This is a genomic window from Brevundimonas sp., assembly GCF_030682035.1.
GTDB lineage: Bacteria > Pseudomonadota > Alphaproteobacteria > Caulobacterales > Caulobacteraceae > Brevundimonas.
Genome location: NZ_JAUXQZ010000044.1, coordinates 208,521 through 227,579 on the forward strand (window position 1 = coordinate 208,521; position 19,059 = coordinate 227,579).

15 protein-coding genes are annotated in these 19,059 nt (G+C 67.9%); 9 read left to right on the top strand and 6 right to left on the bottom strand.

All coding sequences use genetic code 11. The features are described 5' to 3' along the window. Window position 1 precedes the first annotated feature (1 nt). Both Q8K49_RS12545 and Q8K49_RS12550 read right to left on the bottom strand, forming a co-directional pair. On the bottom strand, window positions 2–3,574 hold the full coding sequence (locus Q8K49_RS12545; RefSeq protein WP_305306413.1) for a M1 family aminopeptidase: 3,573 nt from the start codon (window positions 3,572–3,574) through the stop codon (window positions 2–4). Between the two features lie 10 nt (window positions 3,575–3,584). Then, window positions 3,585–4,463, bottom strand: a complete 879-nt coding sequence (locus Q8K49_RS12550) for an ABC transporter ATP-binding protein (RefSeq protein ID WP_305306414.1) — start codon at window positions 4,461–4,463, stop codon at window positions 3,585–3,587. A 230-nt stretch (window positions 4,464–4,693) separates the two neighbouring features. Here Q8K49_RS12550 and Q8K49_RS12555 point away from each other — a divergent pair, with 230 nt between their 5' ends. Both Q8K49_RS12555 and Q8K49_RS12560 read left to right on the top strand, forming a co-directional pair. Further along, entirely contained in the window at window positions 4,694–6,526 is a 1,833-nt protein-coding gene (locus Q8K49_RS12555; protein WP_305306415.1) for a type I secretion system permease/ATPase, read from the top strand. Further along, window positions 6,523–7,893: an HlyD family type I secretion periplasmic adaptor subunit gene (locus tag Q8K49_RS12560; RefSeq protein ID WP_305306416.1), complete on the top strand. Its 1,371-nt coding sequence runs from the start codon at window positions 6,523–6,525 to the stop codon at window positions 7,891–7,893. Before Q8K49_RS12555 ends, Q8K49_RS12560 begins: the two co-directional genes overlap by 4 nt. Before the next feature lie 9 nt (window positions 7,894–7,902). Here Q8K49_RS12560 and Q8K49_RS12565 read toward each other — a convergent pair whose 3' ends face one another. Next, entirely contained in the window at window positions 7,903–10,044 is a 2,142-nt protein-coding gene (locus tag Q8K49_RS12565) for a malate synthase G (protein WP_305306417.1), read from the bottom strand. A gap of 120 nt (window positions 10,045–10,164) precedes the next feature. On the opposite strand from Q8K49_RS12565, the gene Q8K49_RS12570 reads away from it, so the two are divergent. The 4 genes from Q8K49_RS12570 to Q8K49_RS12585 all read left to right on the top strand — a co-directional run bounded on the left by Q8K49_RS12570 (window position 10,165) and on the right by Q8K49_RS12585 (window position 13,106). Continuing rightward, window positions 10,165–10,824 carry a DUF1345 domain-containing protein gene (locus Q8K49_RS12570; RefSeq protein ID WP_305306418.1) on the top strand — a complete coding sequence of 220 codons (660 nt, stop codon included), beginning with the start codon at window positions 10,165–10,167 and terminating at the stop codon, window positions 10,822–10,824. 311 nt (window positions 10,825–11,135) lie between these two features. Further along, window positions 11,136–12,632 (top strand): DEAD/DEAH box helicase, encoded by a 1,497-nt coding sequence (locus tag Q8K49_RS12575; RefSeq protein WP_305306419.1) that lies wholly within the window; start codon window positions 11,136–11,138, stop codon window positions 12,630–12,632. A 63-nt stretch (window positions 12,633–12,695) separates the two neighbouring features. Further along, window positions 12,696–12,908: a DUF1902 domain-containing protein gene (locus tag Q8K49_RS12580; protein ID WP_305306420.1), complete on the top strand. Its 213-nt coding sequence runs from the start codon at window positions 12,696–12,698 to the stop codon at window positions 12,906–12,908. Between the two features lie 3 nt (window positions 12,909–12,911). After that, a complete protein-coding gene (locus Q8K49_RS12585) occupies window positions 12,912–13,106 on the top strand; it encodes a type II toxin-antitoxin system HicA family toxin (RefSeq protein ID WP_305306421.1) in 195 nt (64 codons plus the stop codon). 646 nt (window positions 13,107–13,752) lie between these two features. On the opposite strand, the gene ctrA is transcribed toward Q8K49_RS12585, so the two are convergent. Then, complete coding sequence (gene ctrA, locus Q8K49_RS12590; RefSeq protein WP_305306422.1) at window positions 13,753–14,466, bottom strand: response regulator transcription factor CtrA; 714 nt, start codon at window positions 14,464–14,466, stop codon at window positions 13,753–13,755. A gap of 294 nt (window positions 14,467–14,760) precedes the next feature. Here ctrA and Q8K49_RS12595 point away from each other — a divergent pair, with 294 nt between their 5' ends. Together Q8K49_RS12595 and Q8K49_RS12600 are read left to right on the top strand one after the other, a co-directional pair. After that, entirely contained in the window at window positions 14,761–15,117 is a 357-nt protein-coding gene (locus tag Q8K49_RS12595) for a chromosomal replication initiator DnaA (RefSeq protein ID WP_305306423.1), read from the top strand. Further along, on the top strand, window positions 15,114–15,842 hold the full coding sequence (locus tag Q8K49_RS12600) for a DUF6456 domain-containing protein (protein WP_305306424.1): 729 nt from the start codon (window positions 15,114–15,116) through the stop codon (window positions 15,840–15,842). Before Q8K49_RS12595 ends, Q8K49_RS12600 begins: the two co-directional genes overlap by 4 nt. A gap of 50 nt (window positions 15,843–15,892) precedes the next feature. Here the strand turns inward: Q8K49_RS12600 and Q8K49_RS12605 are convergent, their stop codons facing one another. Next, window positions 15,893–16,318 carry a SufE family protein gene (locus Q8K49_RS12605; RefSeq protein ID WP_305306425.1) on the bottom strand — a complete coding sequence of 142 codons (426 nt, stop codon included), beginning with the start codon at window positions 16,316–16,318 and terminating at the stop codon, window positions 15,893–15,895. Window positions 16,319–16,526: 208 nt separating this feature from the next. Between Q8K49_RS12605 and Q8K49_RS12610 the strand changes: the two genes are divergently transcribed. Next, window positions 16,527–18,176, top strand: coding sequence for a HAMP domain-containing sensor histidine kinase (locus tag Q8K49_RS12610; protein ID WP_305306426.1), 1,650 nt, complete (start codon window positions 16,527–16,529; stop codon window positions 18,174–18,176). Between the two features lie 18 nt (window positions 18,177–18,194). On the opposite strand, the gene Q8K49_RS12615 is transcribed toward Q8K49_RS12610, so the two are convergent. After that, window positions 18,195–19,055: a hypothetical protein gene (locus Q8K49_RS12615; protein ID WP_305306427.1), complete on the bottom strand. Its 861-nt coding sequence runs from the start codon at window positions 19,053–19,055 to the stop codon at window positions 18,195–18,197. Between the last annotated feature and the right edge of the window lie 4 nt (window positions 19,056–19,059).

Here is a 19,059-nt window from a genome sequence, read left to right on the forward strand (position 1 = left end):
GCTACCCCACCGCCCGCACATTGTCGTCCGAGTTGCGGTCGATCCATTTGTTGTAGGGATCGACCCCGGCGAAGGCCGGCCTGCGCGAAGTGATGAACCGCAGGGTCTGCACTCCCGAGCGGATCCGGCGGCGTTCCAGCAGGACCACGTCATCCTCGTCAAAGGCGCCCTTCCCCGGTTCGGCGGTGAAGAGGCCGACGTCGAAGGTCTCGTTCAGCGGCGACGCCGTCTCAACCCCCTCGCCGTCCGCATAGAGCTTGCGGGCATCGACCGTGACCGCGACGTCCCAGCGGCCGTCGGCGCGGCGCGTAGCCGTCACCCCGGTCGTCTTGACGTCGTACAGGGTGATCTTCTCGAACAAGTCGGTGATCAGGGCCTGTTTGTCGGCCGGGGCCTCGGCCCGGATGGCGGCGATCAGGTCCAGCGAGCGCGGATAGGGCGCGGACTGGAAGGCGTATTGCGCCAGCACCCGGCGCAGGGCGCGGTTGACCGCATCCTCGCCGATCTGGTCGCGCAGCAGATACATGACCAGCCCGCCCTTCTGGTAGTGGATATACTGCTGGTTCTCGACCCGCATCAGCGGCATCTCCTCCAGCCGCTCGGTCCCGCGCGATCGCAGGTAACGGTCCAGCTCCTGCTTCAGGAAGCGGCGAATCTGGTCCTTGCCATACAACTTCTCCATGACCATCAGCGCCGAGTACTGGGCCAGGGTCTCGGACAGGACGGTAGCCCCCTGCTGGTTCGAACCGACGATCTGGTGCGCCCACCACTGGTGCCCGAACTCGTGGGCGCCGACATAGGTGACGTAGTCGATCTTGTTGGGGTCGCTGAGGTCGGCGATGAAGCCGAGGCCCTCGGCCCAGGCGAAGGTGTTTGGATAGGACTGGGCGAAGCTGCCGTACGGGAACTCCACGATCCGCGCCTGCCCGAACTGATAGGGGCTGAAATTGGCCTGGAAATAGTCCAGCGACGATGCGAGTGCGTCGAGCATGCGCGGCACGTTGCGGTCGTGGGCCGGGTCGTGGAAGACAACCATCTCGACGCCATTGTGCATCCGCGCCGTCCGCTCATAGCGGGCCGACTGCACCGAGAAGAAGTTCAGCACCGGCGACTCGGTCACGAACCGGCTGGTGCGGCGATCGCCGTTGACGACATCGGACACCATCTGTCCGGGCGCGACCACGGTCTGGTCGGCGTCGGTGCTGACGGTGATGTCGGCCGTGACCCAGTCAGCGCCGATATAGTTGCGGCTGCGGGCGGATTCGTCCTCCAGCTTGGCGGGGCGCAGTTCGGCGGGCAGGCCCGCCTTGCGGCGTTTGGCGCGGTCGGTGAGCAGGCCCTGACGGTCCATGCCGATCATGGGCGCGAACTCCATGTTGTTCACGAAGCTGCCGTTGTCGACCAGCCGGGTGGTGTTGCCGTTGGCCTTGAAGCCGCGCTGCTCCAGCACCGTTTCGAAAGTGACGGTGCGCCGCTCGCCCGGCTGCATCGGGGTGGCGAAGCGATAGATGCGATACTCGAAATTCTCCCAGTCGCGGGCGACGGCCGCGCCCTCGACGGTCAGGCCGACCATCTCCAGATCGTCGGTCCAGCGCAGGTGGACCTCGGGCAGTGGAGCCTGGGTGTTGTTGACGAGGACATAGGATCCCCGCGTGGTCAGCTTCGGCTGATGCGGACGCAGGTCCATGAGCAGCCGCACATGCGCCACCGCAGGCTGGGGCGTGGTCTCGTAGCGCAGCAGGGCCTTCTCATAGGCGGCCTGTTCGGCTTCCCGCGCCTCCTGCGTCCGGTACTCGTTCCAGACATTGGTGTTCATGTAGATGAAGACGCCCAGCCCGATGAAGGCCGCAAGGGCCGCGCCGCCGATCAGACCGGCGGGCCCCATCAGCCGGTGCGGCAGCCGCTTCAGCCGCGGCCACAGCCGCTGCTCCGTGCCCCGCCGCCACAGGCCATAGGCCAGCACCAGCAGGACCACGGCGAAGGCGGTCCAGTAGGCCTCCAGCCAAGCCGCGAAACCGGCGAAATCCCCCCGGCCGTTCATGTCGGACAGGGGCACAGGAATGCCGCCGCCGTACTGATACAGCACGTGGTCGAAGCCGATGTTCGACAGGACGAGCGTCGAGATCAAATAGACGACCATGATCGCCCAGCCGACAAACTTGTTCGGCGACAGGGCCTGGACGAAGATCGCCAGCACGGCCAGCTGCAGGAAGCTCAGCGACTGCGGAATCACATACCACAGCAGGTATTTGCCCAGTTCGTAGTCGGTATGACCCTTGATCGTCTGGGTCACCACGCCGGCCAGGACCCCGATCAGCAGCGTCGAGATCAGCACCAGCGCCAAGGCCAGAGTCTTGGGAACGAGGAAGGTCCAGTCCGGTGTGGACGAGGCGTCAATGAGCTCGTGCACCTTGCGGTCCCGATCCCGCCACACCAGTTCGCCAGCGTAGTAGATCGCCATCACCATGGCGATGAAGCCGAAGGTGCCCGACAGGGCCGTGATGACCACGCGGGTCACTAGCAGGATCGGCGCGCCGTAAATTTCGCCGGTGAAGAACAGGAAGGTCACGGCGAAGGCCATGGCCAGCAGCACCAGCACCACATAGGCCGGGCTCTTGAACACCAGCACCGTCTCGAACACAGCGCGCGACCACAGCTGGGTCAGGCCGGTCGCGAAGCCATAGGTCGGGCGCGGCAGGGTCCCGAGGGGCGCGATGGGGGCCGGCTCCTTCTCGACCAGCGCCTTCAGCCGCTCCTGCTTCTTCAGCTTGGCCCCGCGCGGCGACGGCTGGAACAGCACATAGGACGCGGCCAGGAACAGGGCGCCGGCAGCCACCCAGATCACCCGGTTCCACAGCAGAACGCCTTCCAGCGGCGCGTTCAGCGTGTTCCGCTCGGTCGCCGTCCAGTATTTGGTGACCAGGCTGAAGGCGCGCGAGCCGAACGGGTCGGCCCAGGCCATCATGGTCTCGAATTCGGGCCGCGAGCCCAACACCCCGTCCGCGGCCAGATAGGCGATCAGCACGCCAACGACACCAATATAGGTCGCCATCATCGACCGGGTGACGGTGGCCAGCATGAAGAACAGGGCGGACGTCAGGAAGAGTCCCGTCAGACCGAACACGCCATAGGCATAGGCGTAGTCGCCGAGCCGCAGCGGCCCGATGGTCTCGGGATCGACCCAAGGCATGAAGGTGCCCACCAACGTGCCGATGGCGATGCTGAGGTAGCAGAGCGCCACCGCCGCGAAGGCCCCGAAGAAGCGACCGTAAAGATAGGCCCCCTTGGTGATCCGCGTCGACAGGATCATAGGCCCGAAGCCGGTCTGGGTATCCCGCGCCACGACATTGGCCACGATCGCGGTCGTCGCCAGCATGAAGAACACGTTGAAGATGATGTGCGCGCCGGTCAGCGAAAACGGCGCGTTCTTGAGAACGTTGCCGCCCGAGCCGATCTGGATATTAGGGCTGGCCACGCTGCCGAAGGCCAGCAGGCCGAAGACGATGGCGATGACCCAGAAGGCCGGCTGGCGCAGCTGGTAGCGGAATTCGAAACTGGCGATCTTGGCGAACATGATCCGTCCCTCAGGTCGCGCGGCGCGAGGCGTTGACGGTCGCCAGATAGACGTCTTCCAGCCCGCCCGGCGCGCGCTCGAAGCCATCCCCGGGGTTGGCGTCGGACAGGACGTGGATCACCGTTCGGCCTGCGAACAACCGGGTCGAGATGATGTTGCGGCTGGCCTGCTGGGCGGCCAGATCGGCCTTGTCGATGGTCTTGCGCCACACCCGGCCCTCGAGGGCGTGGGTCAGTTCGATCGGCGAGCCCTCCAGCTGGATCTTGCCGCCCGCCAGCACTGCCATTTGCGGGCACAGGTCGGTCACGTCCTCAACGATATGGGTCGACAGGATGACGACGACGTTCTCGCCGACCTCGGCCAGCAGGTTGAGGAAGCGGTTGCGCTCCTCCGGGTCGAGGCCGGCGGTCGGCTCGTCGACGATGATCAGTTCGGGATTGCCGATCAGGGCCTGGGCGATGCCGAAACGCTGGCGCATGCCGCCGGAGAAGCCCGCCAGCGCCTTGCCGCGCACGGGCCACAGATTGACCTGGTGCAGCAGGGCCTCGACCGTCGCCTTGCGGTCGCGGCCGTTGGAGATGCCCTTCAGCACCGCCATGTGGTCCAGCATGTCGTAGGCCGAGACGCGCGGATAGACGCCGAAATCCTGGGGCAGATAGCCGAGCACGCGGCGCAGCTGTTCGGGGTCCTTGATCACGTCGATGTCGCCGAAGCGGATGGAACCCGACGTCGGCGTCTGGAGGGTGGCGATCGAGCGCATCAGCGTCGACTTTCCCGCCCCGTTTGGCCCCAGCAAGCCGAACATGCCCTTGGGAATGCTCAGACTGACATCGTCCAGCGCCCGTGTTCCGTTGCCGTAGACGTGGGTCAGGTTTTCGATCGTAAGCATGGGGCCCCTCCGTGAAGTCAAGGAGACTTGTCACCTCGAAGGCCGCCTCGCAAGTTACGGTTCTGACAGGTTGAGCGTCCAGCAGCCGTGGCGCGGAGATTGCAGGCTGGCAAGCGGGATGAACCGCCATCCCCAAATCGTTGTATTGGCCGTCGAAACGGCTCCGCCTATCTGTAACCGCGTCAAACCGTTAGACTGACGCCCCGAGCCCGCTGGAACCCACCGAACCCGTGTTAAAGAACCTGCTCCCCAGCAAGCCGGGCACCGAGCCCCTCGCCGAGGCGCTGAAGGCGTGCAAGACCCATTTCGTCTGGGCCTTCGTGTTCTCGGCCCTGGTCAACCTGCTGTACCTGACCCCCACCCTCTACATGATGCAGGTCTATGACCGTGTCGTGCCGACGGGGGGGCTGACCACCCTTGTGCTGATTACCGCCGTAGCGGTCTTCGCCCTGGCGGCTCTGGCGGGACTCGACTGGCTGCGCGGGCGACTGATGCTGCGGGCCGGGCTGCGGCTGGACCGGTTGTTGTCCGGCAAGGTGTTGGCCCGGGTCGTCGACCTGCAGGCCAAATCGCCCAACACCCAGGCACTGCGGGAGTTCGACAATGTGCGGGGCGCCATCGGCGGTCAGGGCATGTTGGCCCTGTTCGACGCGCCCTGGACCCCGATCTATCTGCTGTGCTGCTTTCTGCTCCACCCGGCCATCGGGGCGCTGACCCTGGTGGGAGGGATCATCCTGTTCTCCCTCGCCTGGTTGAACGAACGCGATACCCGCCCGCGTCTGAACAAGGCCATCCAGTCCCAGAACCACGCCTATGCCGCCCAGGAAGGCGTCGCCAGCCAGGCCGAGGTCGTCCGCGCCCTCGGCATGCGCCAGTCCTCGATCGCGCGTCAGATCGAGCAGCGCCAGCTGGCCACCGCCGCCCAGGCCGACGCCCAGCTGACCGGCGGTCACTATTCCGGGGCCATCAAATTCCTGCGTCTGGTGATGCAGTCGGCGGCGTTAGGGCTGGCCGCCTGGCTGGCGGTGAAGAGCGAGATCACCCCGGGCTCCATCATCGCCGCCTCGGTGCTGCTCAGCCGCGCCGTGGCCCCGATCGAACTGCTGGTCGGTGTCTGGCCCAGCCTGGTCCAGGCCGTGGCCAGCTGGAAGACTCTGACCGAGCTGTTCGCCGGCACCGCCTCGGTGGAGCGCGAGCGCACCACCCTGCCCGACCCCAAGGGTCGGCTGCAGGTCGAAGGCGTATCGGTGAAATTCCCCGACACCGAAAACCCGCAGCTGCGCGGCGTCGCCTTCTCGCTGAAGCCCGGCGAGACCCTCGGCATCGTCGGCTCAAGCGGCTCGGGCAAGACCACCCTCGCCCGCGTCATCGCCGGAGCCCTGAAGCCCCAGGCCGGAGCCGTGCGGCTGGACGGCGCGGAGTATGAGGCACGCGAGGGCGATGAGCTGGCGCGCTGGATCGGCTACCTGCCCCAGGTTCCCAGCCTGTTCGCCGGCTCGATCAAGGACAATATCTCCCGGTTCTCGACCTCTATCGGCGTGGATCAGGAAACGGCCGACCGGAACGCGGTGAAGGCGGCCGTGGCCGCGGGCGCCCATGAACTGATCCTGCGCTTGCCGAACGGCTATGACACCGTTCTGGGACCCTATGGTCAGGGCCTTTCGGCAGGGCAGGCGCAGCGCGTGGCCCTGGCGCGCGCGCTTTACAACGACCCGGTCCTGCTGGTGCTGGACGAGCCCAATTCCAACCTCGACCAGGAGGGCGAGGCGGCCCTGATGCAGGCCATTGTGGGCGCCGCCGCCCGTGGCGCGGCCGTGGTCATCATCGCCCACCGGGCCGGCGTCCTGGCGCGGGTGGACCGGTTGCTGATGATGCGTGACGGCGTCATCCAGCTGGAGGGACCGCGCGAGGACGTGCTGGAGAAGATGCGCGCCACCGCCGGCCGTCCGGCGTCCCCGGCCGGCCAGCCGGCGCCGCAACCGCCGGGCCAGCCGCAGCAGCGGCAGGTCCAGCCCCAGCCGTCGACGCAGCCGGCCCAGAACCATCCGCGGCGCACCCAATGACCGATGTCGTCGCCCCGCAGAACCCCCCGCCCGAGGCCCCCGTGCCGCCGGCGGCCGGTCCGCCCGTCACGCTCGACAATCCCCGCCGCGAATTGGTGATCGGCGGCGCAATCATCGTGCTGTTCTTCGTCATCTTCCTCGGATGGGCCGCGCTGGCTCCCCTGGACGCCGGCGCCTATGCCCAGGGCCAGGTCGCCATTTCCGGCAACCGCCAGGCCGTCCAGCACCGTGAAGGCGGCGTCGTCAGCGCCCTTCTGGTGGCTGAGGGCGACACGGTGCGTCGCGGACAGGTCCTGCTTCAACTGTCCAGCGGCGAGCTCAAGGCCACCGAACGCGGTGTGGCCAGCCAGGTCTATGCCCTCCTCGCCCAGCGGGCCCGGCTGATCGCCGAACGCGACAGACTGCGCAGTATTCCAACACCGGCCGAGTTCGCCAATCTGCCGGCGGAGGATCAGGTGCTGGCGCGTGAGTCACTGCGCATTCAGCAGCAGCAGTTCGGCGCACGTCGCACCGGTCGATCAACCGAGACCGGAGTGCTGGGACAACGCGTCGCCCAGTTGAATGAGCAGATCGCCGGCTATGAGGGTCAGATCGTCGCCAACATCGAGCAGCAGCGGCTGATCCAGGAAGAACTGGCCGGCATGCGCAGCCTGGCCGAAAAGGGTTATGCCCCCCTGACGCGGGTACGGGCCCTCGAACGGACGGCGGCGCAGCTGGATGGGGAACTGGGATCCTTGCGGGCGCAGATTGCCCGGTCACGGGAAGCGGTCGGCGAGACCAGACTGCAGGTCTCTGGGGTCTCCACCAAGATGAATGAGGACGTGGCCGACCAGCTGCGCCTGATCGACGTCCAGCTGAACGAGCTGCGTCCCCGGATGGTCGAGCTGCGGGCCCAGATCGCGCGCAACGAGGTGCGGGCGCCGGTCTCGGGCGAGGTCGTCGGCCTGACCATCTTCACCCAGGGCGGCGTGATCCAGCCCGGTCAGACCTTGATGGAGATCGTCCCCCGCGACGCCTCGCAGGTCATCATCGCCCAGATCGCCCCCAACGACGTCGATAACCTCCGGATCGGGCAGAGTACGGAGGTCCGGTTCCCCGGCCTGCGCGAACGCAATCCGCCCATCATCCATGGCCGTGTGACCCGCATTTCCGCCGACAGCTTCACCGTCCAGGAAACCGGAGCCCGCTATTTCCGGGCCGAGATCGTGGTCCCCGCCAGCGAACTGGCCAAGATGGGGCCCGGCGCCGAAACCCTGCGCCCTGGCGCACCGGTCGAGGTCGTGGTTCTGCTGCGCAAGCGGACGGCCCTCGGCTATCTGCTGGAGCCCCTGACCAACAACCTGTGGCGCTCGGGCAGCGGACAGTAGGTCGAGGCATCAGGCGACAGAGGGGCGAACTTCGCGGTGTCGACTGTTGCCTGATGCCTTCGCCCTTAGCCTGAACGCATGCAGCAGCGGCTCGGTATAGCCGTTCGGCTGGGCGACGCCGTCGAACACCAGAGCTCGGGCGGCTTGAAGGGCGAGGCTGGCGGCGGGGTCGACAGCCATGGGCCGATAAAGCGGATCGGCGGCGTTCTGGGCATCCACCTTCGCCGCCATGCGCAGCAGCGCCGCATCCACCTGTTCGGCGGTGCAGACGCCGTGCAGCAGCCAGTTGGCCATGTGCTGGGACGAGATGCGCAGGGTGGCGCGGTCCTCCATCAGGCCGACGTCATGGATGTCCGGCACCTTGGAACAGCCGACGCCCTGATCGATCCAGCGCACGACATAGCCGAGCAGGCCTTGGGCGTTGTTGTCGAGCTCCTCGGCGACCTCGGCCCCCGACCAGTTCGCGCCGTTCGCCAGCGGCGGGGTCAAGAGACCGTCGAGGCCTGGGATCGGCCGCGCCGCGATTTCGTCGCGCAGCGCGAAGACGTCGGTCTGGTGATAGTGCAGCGCGTGCAGGGTCGCCGCCGTTGGACTGGGCGTCCAGGCGGTGTTGGCGCCGGTCTTCGGATGCGCCGCCTTCTGGTCCAGCATGTCGGCCATCCGGTCTGGCGCGGCCCACATGCCCTTGCCGATCTGGGCCTTGCCCGACAGGCCGCAGGCCAAACCGATGGCGACATTGCGCGCCTCATAGGCTGCAATCCAGGCGGCCGACTTGATGTCGCCCTTCCGGACCACCGGACCGGCCTGCATGGCGCTGTGGATCTCGTCGCCGGTACGGTCGAGGAAGCCGGTGTTGATGAAGACGATCCGCTCCTTCACTGCATGGATGCAGGCGGCCAGATTGACCGAGGTGCGGCGCTCCTCATCCATCACCCCGACCTTGATCGTGTGTCGCGCCAGCCCCAGCAGGTCCTCGACCGCGTCGAACAGGGCGTCGGTGAAGGCGCACTCCTCCGGCCCGTGCATCTTGGGTTTCACGATGTAGATCGAGCCGGCGCGGCTGTTACGGAAAGTCCCGAGACCTTTGAGGTCGTGCATCCCGATGAGGCTGGTGACGATGGCGTCCAGAATGCCTTCCGGCGCGCCGGACCCATCCGCCAGCCGGACCGCCGGCGTGGTCATCAGGTGACCCACGTTGCGCACGAACAGCAGCGACCGGCCCGGCAGGGTCACGATCGAACCGTCCGGCGCGATGAAGTCCCGGTCGGGGGCCAGTTCACGAGTCACGGACCGCCCACCCTTGGCGAAGGTCTCGACCAGATGGCCGCGCATCAGGCCCAGCCAGTTGCGGTAGGCCGCGACCTTGTCGGCGGCGTCCACCGCAGCGACGGAGTCCTCCAGATCGACAATGGTTGACAGCGCCGAATCCAGCACCACGTCGGCGATCCCCGAGGGATCGTCCCGGCCGATGGGATGCTCCCGGTCGAACACCACCTCGATGTGCAGGCCGTTATGGCGGAACAGCCGCGACCGCCCGGTGCGGCCGACGTACTGGCTGGTGTCGCGGATGGCGATGCCGCCGTGCGGGTCGCCGAGATCAGCCCAGCGCCCCTCGGCCAGAGGGACCGCCTCGTCGAGGAAGGCCTTGGCCCGCGCCACCACCCGCGCGCCGCGCGCGGGGTTGAAGGGGCCCGGCGGCGGCAGGTCGCCCAGTGCGTCCGTGCCGTACAGCGCGTCATACAGACTGCCCCAGCGGGCGTTGGCGGCGTTGAGCACGAAACGGGCGTTCAGGCTCGGCACCACCAGCTGCGGCCCCGCCAGGGTCGCAACCTCGGCGTCGACGTTGCGGGTTCCGATGGCGAAGGGCGCCGGTTCTTCGGCCAGATAACCGATCTCGCGCAGAAAGGCCTCCGAGGCCGCGCCGTCATGCGCCGCACCGCGCCGCCCGCGGTGCCAGGCGTCGATCCGCGCCTGCAGATCATCGCGCACCGCCAGCAACCGCCGGTTCTCCGGCGCGAACCGCCCGAAGATGTTCGCGACGCCGGTCCAGAAGGCGTCGGGCTCGATCTCCAGCCCCGGGAGCGCCTCGACGTCGATAAAATCCGCCAGCTCGTCGGCGACTTGAAGACCGGCGCGCGGTGTCACGGGCATGGGCGGTTCCTGCGATGGGGGCTGAAACATTCCGTGATGGCCCGGCGGAAGTCGAGCGTTTTCGCAGGTGCACAAGACGATGGGGCTTGCCGTCCTCCACGGTGGGCGCAACATCGCCGGATGAACATCACCGCCCTCTTGCGCCTGCACTGGCCTCTGATCGCCATCCTGCTGATCGCGGCGTCCAGCGCCGCCTGGCCGACCAACGGCGGTTGGCTGTCAAGGCTGGCGCTGGGGTGGGACGTAGGCGTGGGCCTGTTCCTGGTCGAGTCCGGCGTCAAGCTGGCGCGGACCCCATCGACCGGCGACATTCGCCGGCGGGCCGCGGCCCTCGACGAAGCCGGCGGCGCGGTGCTGCCGCTGGCGCTGTTGGCGGCGCTGGCCAGCATCGTCGTGGTCGTAGGCGAGGCCGTGAGCGTCGCCGGCGACCGGCAAGAAGCGGGCGCGGCCGCCGTTCTTGCCTTGGCCACCGTGGCCCTGTCATGGACCTTCGTGCACGTCATCTTCGCCTTCCACTATGCCCACCAATTCTACGCGCCGGCCGGCAAGGGCAAGGACCGGGGCGGACTGGTGTTTCCGGGCGGCGAGGCCCCGGACTACTGGGACTTCCTGCATTTCTCGACCATTATCGGCGTCGCCCAGCAGACCGCCGACATCCAGATTTCGGACAAGTCCCTGCGCCGCACCACGACCGTGCACAGCGTCACCGCCTTTCTGTTCAACACGGTGATCGTGGCCCTGACGGTGAATCTGGCGGTCAGCCTGCTGGGCGGCGGTTAACCTCCGCGCCTTGACTTGGCCGCAGTTCGCGCCCATTTGCGCTGCGTCGCACAATTGCGATGCCCCGGTGCGCTCCAGCGCGTGTGGGTCTTCGGAACACGAAGACCTGACTGTAGCAGCGGCCGGCCCTCAAGTTCATCACGCTGCCCGGACACGCGGGGCGGCGCCCGATCCACCCGGCCTCGCAACCCTGCAGGCCGGACTGGCGGTGCGCATCCCTCGTGGCCGCGCGGTCAAAAGGCTCCGCCTTTCGACCCGACGCGCGACGCGGGACCCGCGCATCGCTTCACAAAGCGAAAGACATGGCTCCCATGAGCAAGACGTTCGACACCTTCGGCCTCAACCCCGCCCTGCTGCAGGCGTTGGCCTCCGAAGGCTACACCATCCCCACGCCGATCCAGGTCCAGGCCATTCCCGACGTCATGGCCGGCAAGGACTTGCTGGGCATCGCCCAGACCGGCACCGGCAAGACCGCGGCCTTCGCCCTGCCGATCCTGCACCGGCTGGCCGCCAACCGCGTTGCGCCCAAGCCGCGCACCACGCGCGTCCTCATCCTGTCGCCGACCCGCGAACTGGCCAGCCAGATCGCCGAGAGCTTCAAGACCTATGGCCGCCACCTCGGCTTCAAGGTCGCGGTCGTCTTCGGCGGCGTCAAATACGGCCCGCAGGAGCGCGCCATCCAGGCCGGCCTCGACGTCCTGGTGGCCACCCCCGGCCGCCTGCTGGATCACATGCAGCAGAAGACGCTGGACCTGTCCTGCACCGAGATCTTCGTCCTCGACGAGGCCGACCAGATGCTGGACCTCGGCTTCGTCAAGCCGATCCGCCAGATCGTCAGCCGCATCCCGGCCATGCGCCAGAACCTGTTCTTCTCGGCCACCATGCCGTCGGAGATCGGCAAGCTGGCGGGCGAGCTGCTGAAGGACCCGGTCAAGGTCTCGGTCACGCCCTCGGCCACGACCGTACAACGCATCAGCCAGTCGATCATCCACATCGAACAGGGCCGCAAGCGCGCCCTGCTGACCGAGATGTTCGCCGATCCGGGCTATACGCGCTGCCTGGTCTTCACCAAGACCAAACACGGCGCCGACAAGGTCGCGGCCTATCTGGAGGCGGGCGGCGTCGAGGCCGGCGCCATCCACGGCAACAAGAGCCAGCCCCAGCGCGAACGCACCCTGGCCGCCTTCAAGGCCGGCAAGCTGCGCGTCCTGGTCGCCACCGACATCGCCGCCCGCGGCATCGATGTGGACGGCGTCTCGCACGTCCTCAACTTCGAACTGCCCTTCGTACCGGAAGCCTATGTGCACCGCATCGGCCGCACGGCCCGCGCGGGCGCCGACGGCACCGCCATCAGCTTCGTGGCCGGTGACGAGATGAAACTTCTGCGCGACATCGAAAAGGTTACGCGCCAGAAGATTCCATCCACCGACCGCCGCAACGACAAGTCGCTGGCCCTGCTGGACCAGTCGATCATGGCCTCGGGCGTCAAGTCCAAGGCCTCCATGCCCGACGACGGCCGCGGCGACCGCCAGCAGCAGCGCGGCCCTCGCAACCCGCGCCGCGACGGCGTCAAGCTGGAGGGCGGCGGGCAACCGCACCGCGTCCGCAAGCCCGGTCCGGGCCGCGACGCCCGCCCGACTCCCGAACGGTCGTTCGACCCGATGGCCCGCGAGCGGCCGCGCCCGACCAACAACGACCCGCGCCACTCCAGCGCACCAGCCACGCCCAAGCCGGACGGCGAGATCAAGCGCCGCCCCCGTAGCCGCCGCCCGTCCAACGGCGGCAAGGGCTATGTGGCGAAGGGATAGGGAAGCCTGAGCGGGCGGGACCGTCGCGTTGACGGTTCCGCCCCCCGCGCCCATTATCCCGGCATGGCTCGCTACACGGTCACTGCTGTCTGGGACGCCGAGGCGGGGGTCTATTGGTCCAACAGCGACATCGTCGGGCTGAACGTCGAGGCGGCGACGCTGAGCGAATTCGTCGATCTGGTCGAGGCCCTGGCCCCCGAGCTGATGCGCGACAACGGCATGGCCCCCGGCCCGATCACCATCACCGGCGAGACGGCGCCGAAGGTGGCGTCCTGAGGCGTGCCCAAGGACTTCTATCCGGAACTCGAGCGGCGTCTGCGCGAAGCCGGATGCCGGTTCGTCCGCCCCGGCAAGGGCAGCCATGAAATCTGGTTCAGTCCGGCGACGGGCAACACCTTCGCCGTGCCGAGGACGAAGAGCCGGCATATGGCCAACCAGATCCCGAAGGATGCGGGGTTGGAGAAGGCGTTTTGAGCTCTGCTTCAAACCCTTCGGATTTTTGGCAGCCTTAGCTCTCAGCGGGGTAGTCCCGGAACCGCCATCCGCCTTCCCCATCCTGAACAAGGGTAGCACGAGCCCTCGGAACGCATCTGTTGATCGGCTGGCCCGTGTTCACATGGAGGCCATTCACGGGACGCACCTCCACCCCCTCATTGTACAGGAACGCGAAAGCGGAGCTCGGGCCGGACCAGTAGGCCGCTGCATCAAACAGACTCTCGAACGCCTCTTCCCCCGGGCGGCCCGCGTGACGAGGCAGCATGTCTGCCGGTCGTTCCTCCCCCACCACGCACATCATCGTCCAGTCACCCGGCTCGATGGAGGTGACGGCGACAGGCTGGCCTTTGGCCAACGCCGTCGAGATCGCCTGATCGAATGCGTGATCCGCGGCCGACATTGGCGGCGGTGCGCCACAGGCGGACAGAACGACCAGAGACAGCGTCATTGCGAGCCGGGGAAACGTCGGACAAGCTCGGCGACTGATCATGGCGAAAGCTTCCTCCAATCGACATTCGCAATCTACTGTAGTGCTTTTCGATGCCGCAAACATCTCCGAACCGCGCACGAAAACGCCCGCCGGATCGCTCCGGCGGGCGCTTCAATATCTCGATAGTCGTCCGGATCAGGCCGCGGCGCTGACCGGGGCCGGGGCCGAGGATTCCGTCGGGTCGCGCAGCACATAGCCGCGGCCCCAGACGGTCTCGATATAGTGTTTGCCGCCCGCCGCCGTGGCCAGCTTCTTGCGCAGCTTGCAGATGAAGACGTCGATGATCTTCAGCTCGGGCTCGTCCATGCCGCCGTACAGGTGGTTGAGGAACATTTCCTTGGTCAGGGTGGTGCCCTTGCGGAGCGAGAGCAGCTCCAGCATCTGGTATTCCTTGCCCGTCAGATGGACGCGGTGGCCGTGCACCTCCACCGTCTTGCCGTCCAGGTTCACGGCGATCTCGCCGGTGTGGATGATGGCCTGGGCATGCCCCTTGGAGCGACGGACCACGGCGTGGGTGCGCGCGATCAGTTCGTCCTTGTGGAAGGGCTTGGTCATATAGTCGTCGGCGCCGCCGCCGAAGGTCTTCACCTTGGTCTCGATTTCCGACGAGCCCGAGAGGATCATCACCGGCGTATTCACCTTGCCGACGCGGAGCTGACGCAGAACCTCAAGCCCGTTCATGTCGGGCAGGTTCAGATCGAGCAGGATCAGGTCATAGTCATAGATTTTGCCCAGATCGATCCCCTCTTCCCCGAGGTCGGTCGTGTAGACGTTGAATCCTTCCGACTTGAGCATCAGTTCGATGCTCTGCGCAGTCGCATGATCATCTTCGATAAGCAGGACGCGCATTCATGCCCCTCCAGGCAAAGCTTGACAGTAATTTCCGACATCCAATGCCGGGTAACCTTGTTCGAGAGTTAACCGAGTAAAAACTTAAGAAAGGTTAACGCCACCCCATTGAGGCGAATCGTAGGCTGATTTGCGAATCGGCGTCGAGAGTCCCGAGTCAAGCGAGCGAGATTTTTTCGGCCAGTGGTGGGACATCGCCGATGCGTCCGTTTTCGACGTATGTATAGGATTATATTCTCCTGTCAGCGCAGGCAAGCATGAATGACCGGCGCGACGGGATGACGGGAGTTTCAGATGGTCGACATCTATCGTGTGCCTGTGGCCGAGGCGGACCGTATCCGGGCGGGCCTGGCGCTGCAGCTGGTCGCGGCGGCGACAGGAATCAGCGTGGAAAAGATGACGGCGTCCGTGCGCCTGAAGGGACGGGTCTGCCGGGCGCGATGGCTGGCCCTCTACGCCGCCTATGTGACCTTCGGCTGGCCGCTGGATCGCGTGGCCCACGCCTTCGGCCTGAACCGTGCGACGGCCGCGGCGGCCTGCCGTTGGGCCGAGGACGGGCGGGATCATCCGTCGGTCGATGCCCTGCTGGACCGGCTCGAGCTTTGCGTGAACCAGCTTCTCGAGGCGCCCGCCTGCGACCTGCCCGCATGACCGGCGCGGCGACGGATGCCAGCGCAGTGGCCCGCGCGCGACGGCTGCTGGCCCGACGAGGCGGCTGGATCGAAGCCGTGCCCGACGGTTACGGCCTGAGGTCCGGCGGGGACCGCCGCAGCCGCGTCGTCCTCGTCCTGGACGAGGCCGGGTTTCGTCTGCTGATCGAAAGGCCCGGCCTGCGGCGACGACCCGGCGGAGGCTGGGTCGCGCGCACCGCCGCGCCGGAGCGTCCCGATATCCCGGAACCCGGACGGCCCGGCCTGATCGAGGGGAGCCGAACGGTGATGGAAGCCGACGGCCGACCCGTCCGGCGGCGCGCCAACCTGGGGCAATCGGCCGTAGACTGGCTGGCGCAACGCAAGACTGCAGACGGACGACCCTGGCTGACCGCCGCCCAGGTCGCGGCGGCCGCCCGCCTGGGCCTCGACGTGGGGATGGCGACGCGCGGGCCGTCGCTCACCCTGCGCTGGGACGCCCTGCCCCGCGCCGGCGGCGGGTCCGCGGTCCGGGTGGAACCGGGCGATCCCGCCATGGCCGCGGCGCGCCGGGTCGAAGCCGCCCTCGCCGCCTGCGGGATCGCGCGACCTATGGTCGACGCCATCTGCATCCGCGCCTCGGCCCTGCAGGTCGCGGAGCGCGACCTGGGTCTGCGCCGCCGCGAAGGGAAGATTCTGCTGCAGACGGGCCTGGCCGCCCTGGCCGTCCACTACCGCATCGGTTGACACGCCGGGCGTTGAGGCGACCAGCTCCCAATGGCCGTCGACTCAGGCAGTCAGACCGCCATGGCGGCCGCGTCCCTGATCCGGCCGACCATGGCGTTCAGGCCGTTGGCGCGCTGGCGCGTCAGGGCCGACGGCAGGCCCAGACGATCCAGCGCGGCGCGCGCGTCAAAAGCCAATATCTCGGCCGGCGTCCGGCCCGAATACAGTCTCAGCAGCAGGGCGATGTTTCCCTTGGACAGGGCGCTGTCGCTGTCGGCGGCGAACGCCAGGCGATCCGCCTCGCGGTGCACGGCCAGCCAGACCTGGGCGGCGCAGCCCGGCACCTTGTGCGCCTCGGTGCGATCTTCGTCCGGCAAGGGCGCCAGACCCCGGCCCAGCTCGATGACGTATTCGATCCGGCCTTCCCAGTCACCGAGCAGGTCGAACTCCTCGACCAGTTCGGCGAGGACGTCGTCGATGGTGGGGGCGCCGGTCATGGGCGCTGGATAGGCCGGACCGGCGTTAACGACAACCGCCCGTCCTTTCCCCGGAAATCCGTCCGCGATGGCTTGCCGCCAGTCGCCTGAAACGGGTCTGGGCTTTGGACGACTCACCTGGGGGGCTAGGCTGAAAAAGCCGGCGGCGTTCTGTCCGGCCCGCCCCAACCCGCCCTTGATCCAGTCCGCCCGCCCTGACCCGAAGCCGATGCCCGACGCTCCGGCGAGCGATCGCCCGTCGCTGGCCGCGTGGCATGCGGGCTGGGCGGTGGCGGCGGCGCTGCTGGCGCTGGGCGGGCGCTGGATCGGCGGCGTCGACGGCCCACTGTTCTACGGCGTGTTGGCCATGGTGGTGCCCGGCCTGAGCGGTCTCGGCTTGTTGCGGCGCGACGGCGCCCATGAGCGGATGACCCTGCTCGGCCTCTGGAGCCTCGCCGCCCTGCTGACGGCGGCGCTGTCGGGCGGCCTGACAGGCCCTCTGAGCGGCTTTGTCTTTCTTCCGCTGGCAGCGGGTATCGCTCTCGGCGGCCCGCGACCGGTGCAGGTCGGCGCCCTGGCGGTCGGCGTGGCGGCCCTCGCCGGCCTGGTTTCGGCCTGGATCAACCCCGGACCGCACCTTCCCGGTCTGGCGGCCATTTCGGCCCTGCTGACCGCGGCGGCGGCCGCCCTTGCGGTACGTCTGTCGTGGCGACAGCGTGAGGCCCGGCTGACGGCGGCGGAGGCCGAGACGGCCCGGGTTGAGACCCTGCTGGCCGCCCAACCCGGACTAACCCTGGTGCTTGAGCCTTCGGGACGGGTGCTGGCCGCCTATGGCGCCCCGCCGGCAGCGCTGCCGGTCGATCCCCTGTTCGAGACCGGACTGGTGGCCGCGGTGCATGCGCCGGACCGGCCGCGGCTTCTGGACGCCATCGAACGCGCCATGAAGGGTCATGACGGCGCCGCCCTGTTCGCGCCCCGGATGGCGCTGGACCGCCGGGTGCAATTGATCGTGCGGCGGCTGGACGATCCGTCTGGCCCCCGCCTGATCGCCCAGGTCTTCGACGCCACGGCTCAGTACGCCCGCGAACTGGGCCTGGAGATCGCCCGCACCGAGGCCGAGACCCGCGAGGCCGGCAAGACCCGCTTCCTGGCCAATATGAGCCACGAGCTGCGTACGCCCCTGAACGCCGTGCTCGGCTTCTCGGACATCATGCGCCAGCGCATCTTCGGCCCCCTGCCTGACCGCTACGGCGAATACGCAGAGAACATCCACCAGGCCGGCGGACATCTGCTGGACCTGATCAACGATGTGCTGGACGTGACCAAGATCGAGGCCGAGCGCTACGCCCTGACGCTGGAACGATTTGACGCGCGCGAGGTCGTGTCAGCAGCCATGGCCCTGGTCCGGGTCAACGCCGACGACAAGGTCGTCAGCCTGTCCAGCGTCCTGCCCGCCGATCCGGTCGAGGTCTCGGCTGACAAGCGGGCGCTGAAGCAGATCGCCCTGAACCTGTTGTCCAATGCGGTGAAATTCACGCCACAGGGCGGCGCGATCACCGTCACAGTCGAGGCCATAGGCCCCTATCTGGAAGTCGTCGTCGCCGACACCGGCCTGGGCATCGCGCCCGAGGACGTACGCCGTCTGGGCCGGCCGTTCGAACAGGCCGGCGAGATGGAACAGCGCCGTCAGGGAACAGGCCTCGGCCTGTCGCTGGTCCGCGCCTTCGCCGAACTGCACGGCGGCCGCATGAGCATCGATTCCACCCTTGGCGAGGGCACGGCCGTAACGGTGCGTTTGCCCGTGGCCTTGATCGCCCGCGCGCCCGCGCCGGAGGGGGGGGCCGAGATCATCCAGATGCCCATGAAGGGCGGGGGCTGACGAAGTCGCTTTGGCGACCTACAGCATGCCCATCGCCAAAAAGGCCCGGCCAGCAGTGAAATCCCCGGCCTCGAATTTCGCAGTGGCCACGCTGCCGTCGCGGAAATGGAATTCGATGGCGAAAGTCTCGCGGGGGTCCAGACGCTGCAACGCCGCGGTCGTCGCGGCGGGGAAGCGCCAGGCCTCACCGGCGCGGCGGCCCTCGGACAGCAGGGTCTGATCGGCCGGGCTGACGCCAGTGGCCCACAGGCTGGCCTGGGCCGAGACCGGGACCAGACCGTCGCCGGCCAGCCAGGGACGGGGAACCCGGATCGGATCGCGCAGCACGATCCGCGCCGCATAGGGACGCGACCGACCGACGAAACTGACCACCGCGGTCAGGCCCGGCGCATCGCCCTCGCCGGCATAGCCGAAGGCCACGGGCGAGGCGCCGACCATAGACATCTGTTGCAGCCGCCAGTTGGCGGCGCTCGAGCTGACGCGGTTCGCTGTCCACGCGCGACGGGCGCCGGGGAACACCATGCGCGGCGTGCGCAGCCAGCCCTCAAAGGCGCCGTCGATCCGCGCGCGGACCGTGGCCAACTGGGGGTCCGCGCACGAGACCGTTCCAGCGCGTGAGCGGGCCCTGGCGGCGGCGGCGGCCAGATCGGCCTCGCCCGCGCCGGAGCGCAGGGCGGCGCCCCGGGCCTGGGCCGTGGCCGCGTTCAGGGCCGCGTCGATCTGCGGCGCGAACAGGTTGCATCGGGCGTCGGCGGCGACCACGAAGGCGCGCTCATAATAGGTGTCAGCGGGACCCGCCCACGCCGGCACCGGCAGCCCCAGCACGGCGGCGGCCGCCAACGCGGCTTTGGTCTTCGAGGCGGTCTGGCATATCGTCATGGAC

Excerpts from the sequence above, each read along its gene's own strand:
- Q8K49_RS12610 (WP_305306426.1), top strand. The coding sequence starts at position 16,527 with ATGCCCGACGCTCCGGCGAGCGATCGCCCGTCGCTGGCCGCGTGGCAT.
- Q8K49_RS12545 (WP_305306413.1), bottom strand. The coding sequence starts at position 3,574 with ATGTTCGCCAAGATCGCCAGTTTCGAATTCCGCTACCAGCTGCGCCAG.
- Q8K49_RS12560 (WP_305306416.1), top strand. The coding sequence starts at position 6,523 with ATGACCGATGTCGTCGCCCCGCAGAACCCCCCGCCCGAGGCCCCCGTG.
- Q8K49_RS12600 (WP_305306424.1), top strand. The coding sequence starts at position 15,114 with ATGACCGGCGCGGCGACGGATGCCAGCGCAGTGGCCCGCGCGCGACGG.
- Q8K49_RS12575 (WP_305306419.1), top strand. The coding sequence starts at position 11,136 with ATGAGCAAGACGTTCGACACCTTCGGCCTCAACCCCGCCCTGCTGCAG.
- ctrA (WP_305306422.1), bottom strand. The coding sequence starts at position 14,466 with ATGCGCGTCCTGCTTATCGAAGATGATCATGCGACTGCGCAGAGCATC.
- Q8K49_RS12570 (WP_305306418.1), top strand. The coding sequence starts at position 10,165 with ATGAACATCACCGCCCTCTTGCGCCTGCACTGGCCTCTGATCGCCATC.
- Q8K49_RS12565 (WP_305306417.1), bottom strand. The coding sequence starts at position 10,044 with ATGCCCGTGACACCGCGCGCCGGTCTTCAAGTCGCCGACGAGCTGGCG.
- Q8K49_RS12605 (WP_305306425.1), bottom strand. The coding sequence starts at position 16,318 with ATGACCGGCGCCCCCACCATCGACGACGTCCTCGCCGAACTGGTCGAG.
- Q8K49_RS12615 (WP_305306427.1), bottom strand. The coding sequence starts at position 19,055 with ATGACGATATGCCAGACCGCCTCGAAGACCAAAGCCGCGTTGGCGGCC.
- Q8K49_RS12595 (WP_305306423.1), top strand. The coding sequence starts at position 14,761 with ATGGTCGACATCTATCGTGTGCCTGTGGCCGAGGCGGACCGTATCCGG.
- Q8K49_RS12580 (WP_305306420.1), top strand. The coding sequence starts at position 12,696 with ATGGCTCGCTACACGGTCACTGCTGTCTGGGACGCCGAGGCGGGGGTC.
- Q8K49_RS12550 (WP_305306414.1), bottom strand. The coding sequence starts at position 4,463 with ATGCTTACGATCGAAAACCTGACCCACGTCTACGGCAACGGAACACGG.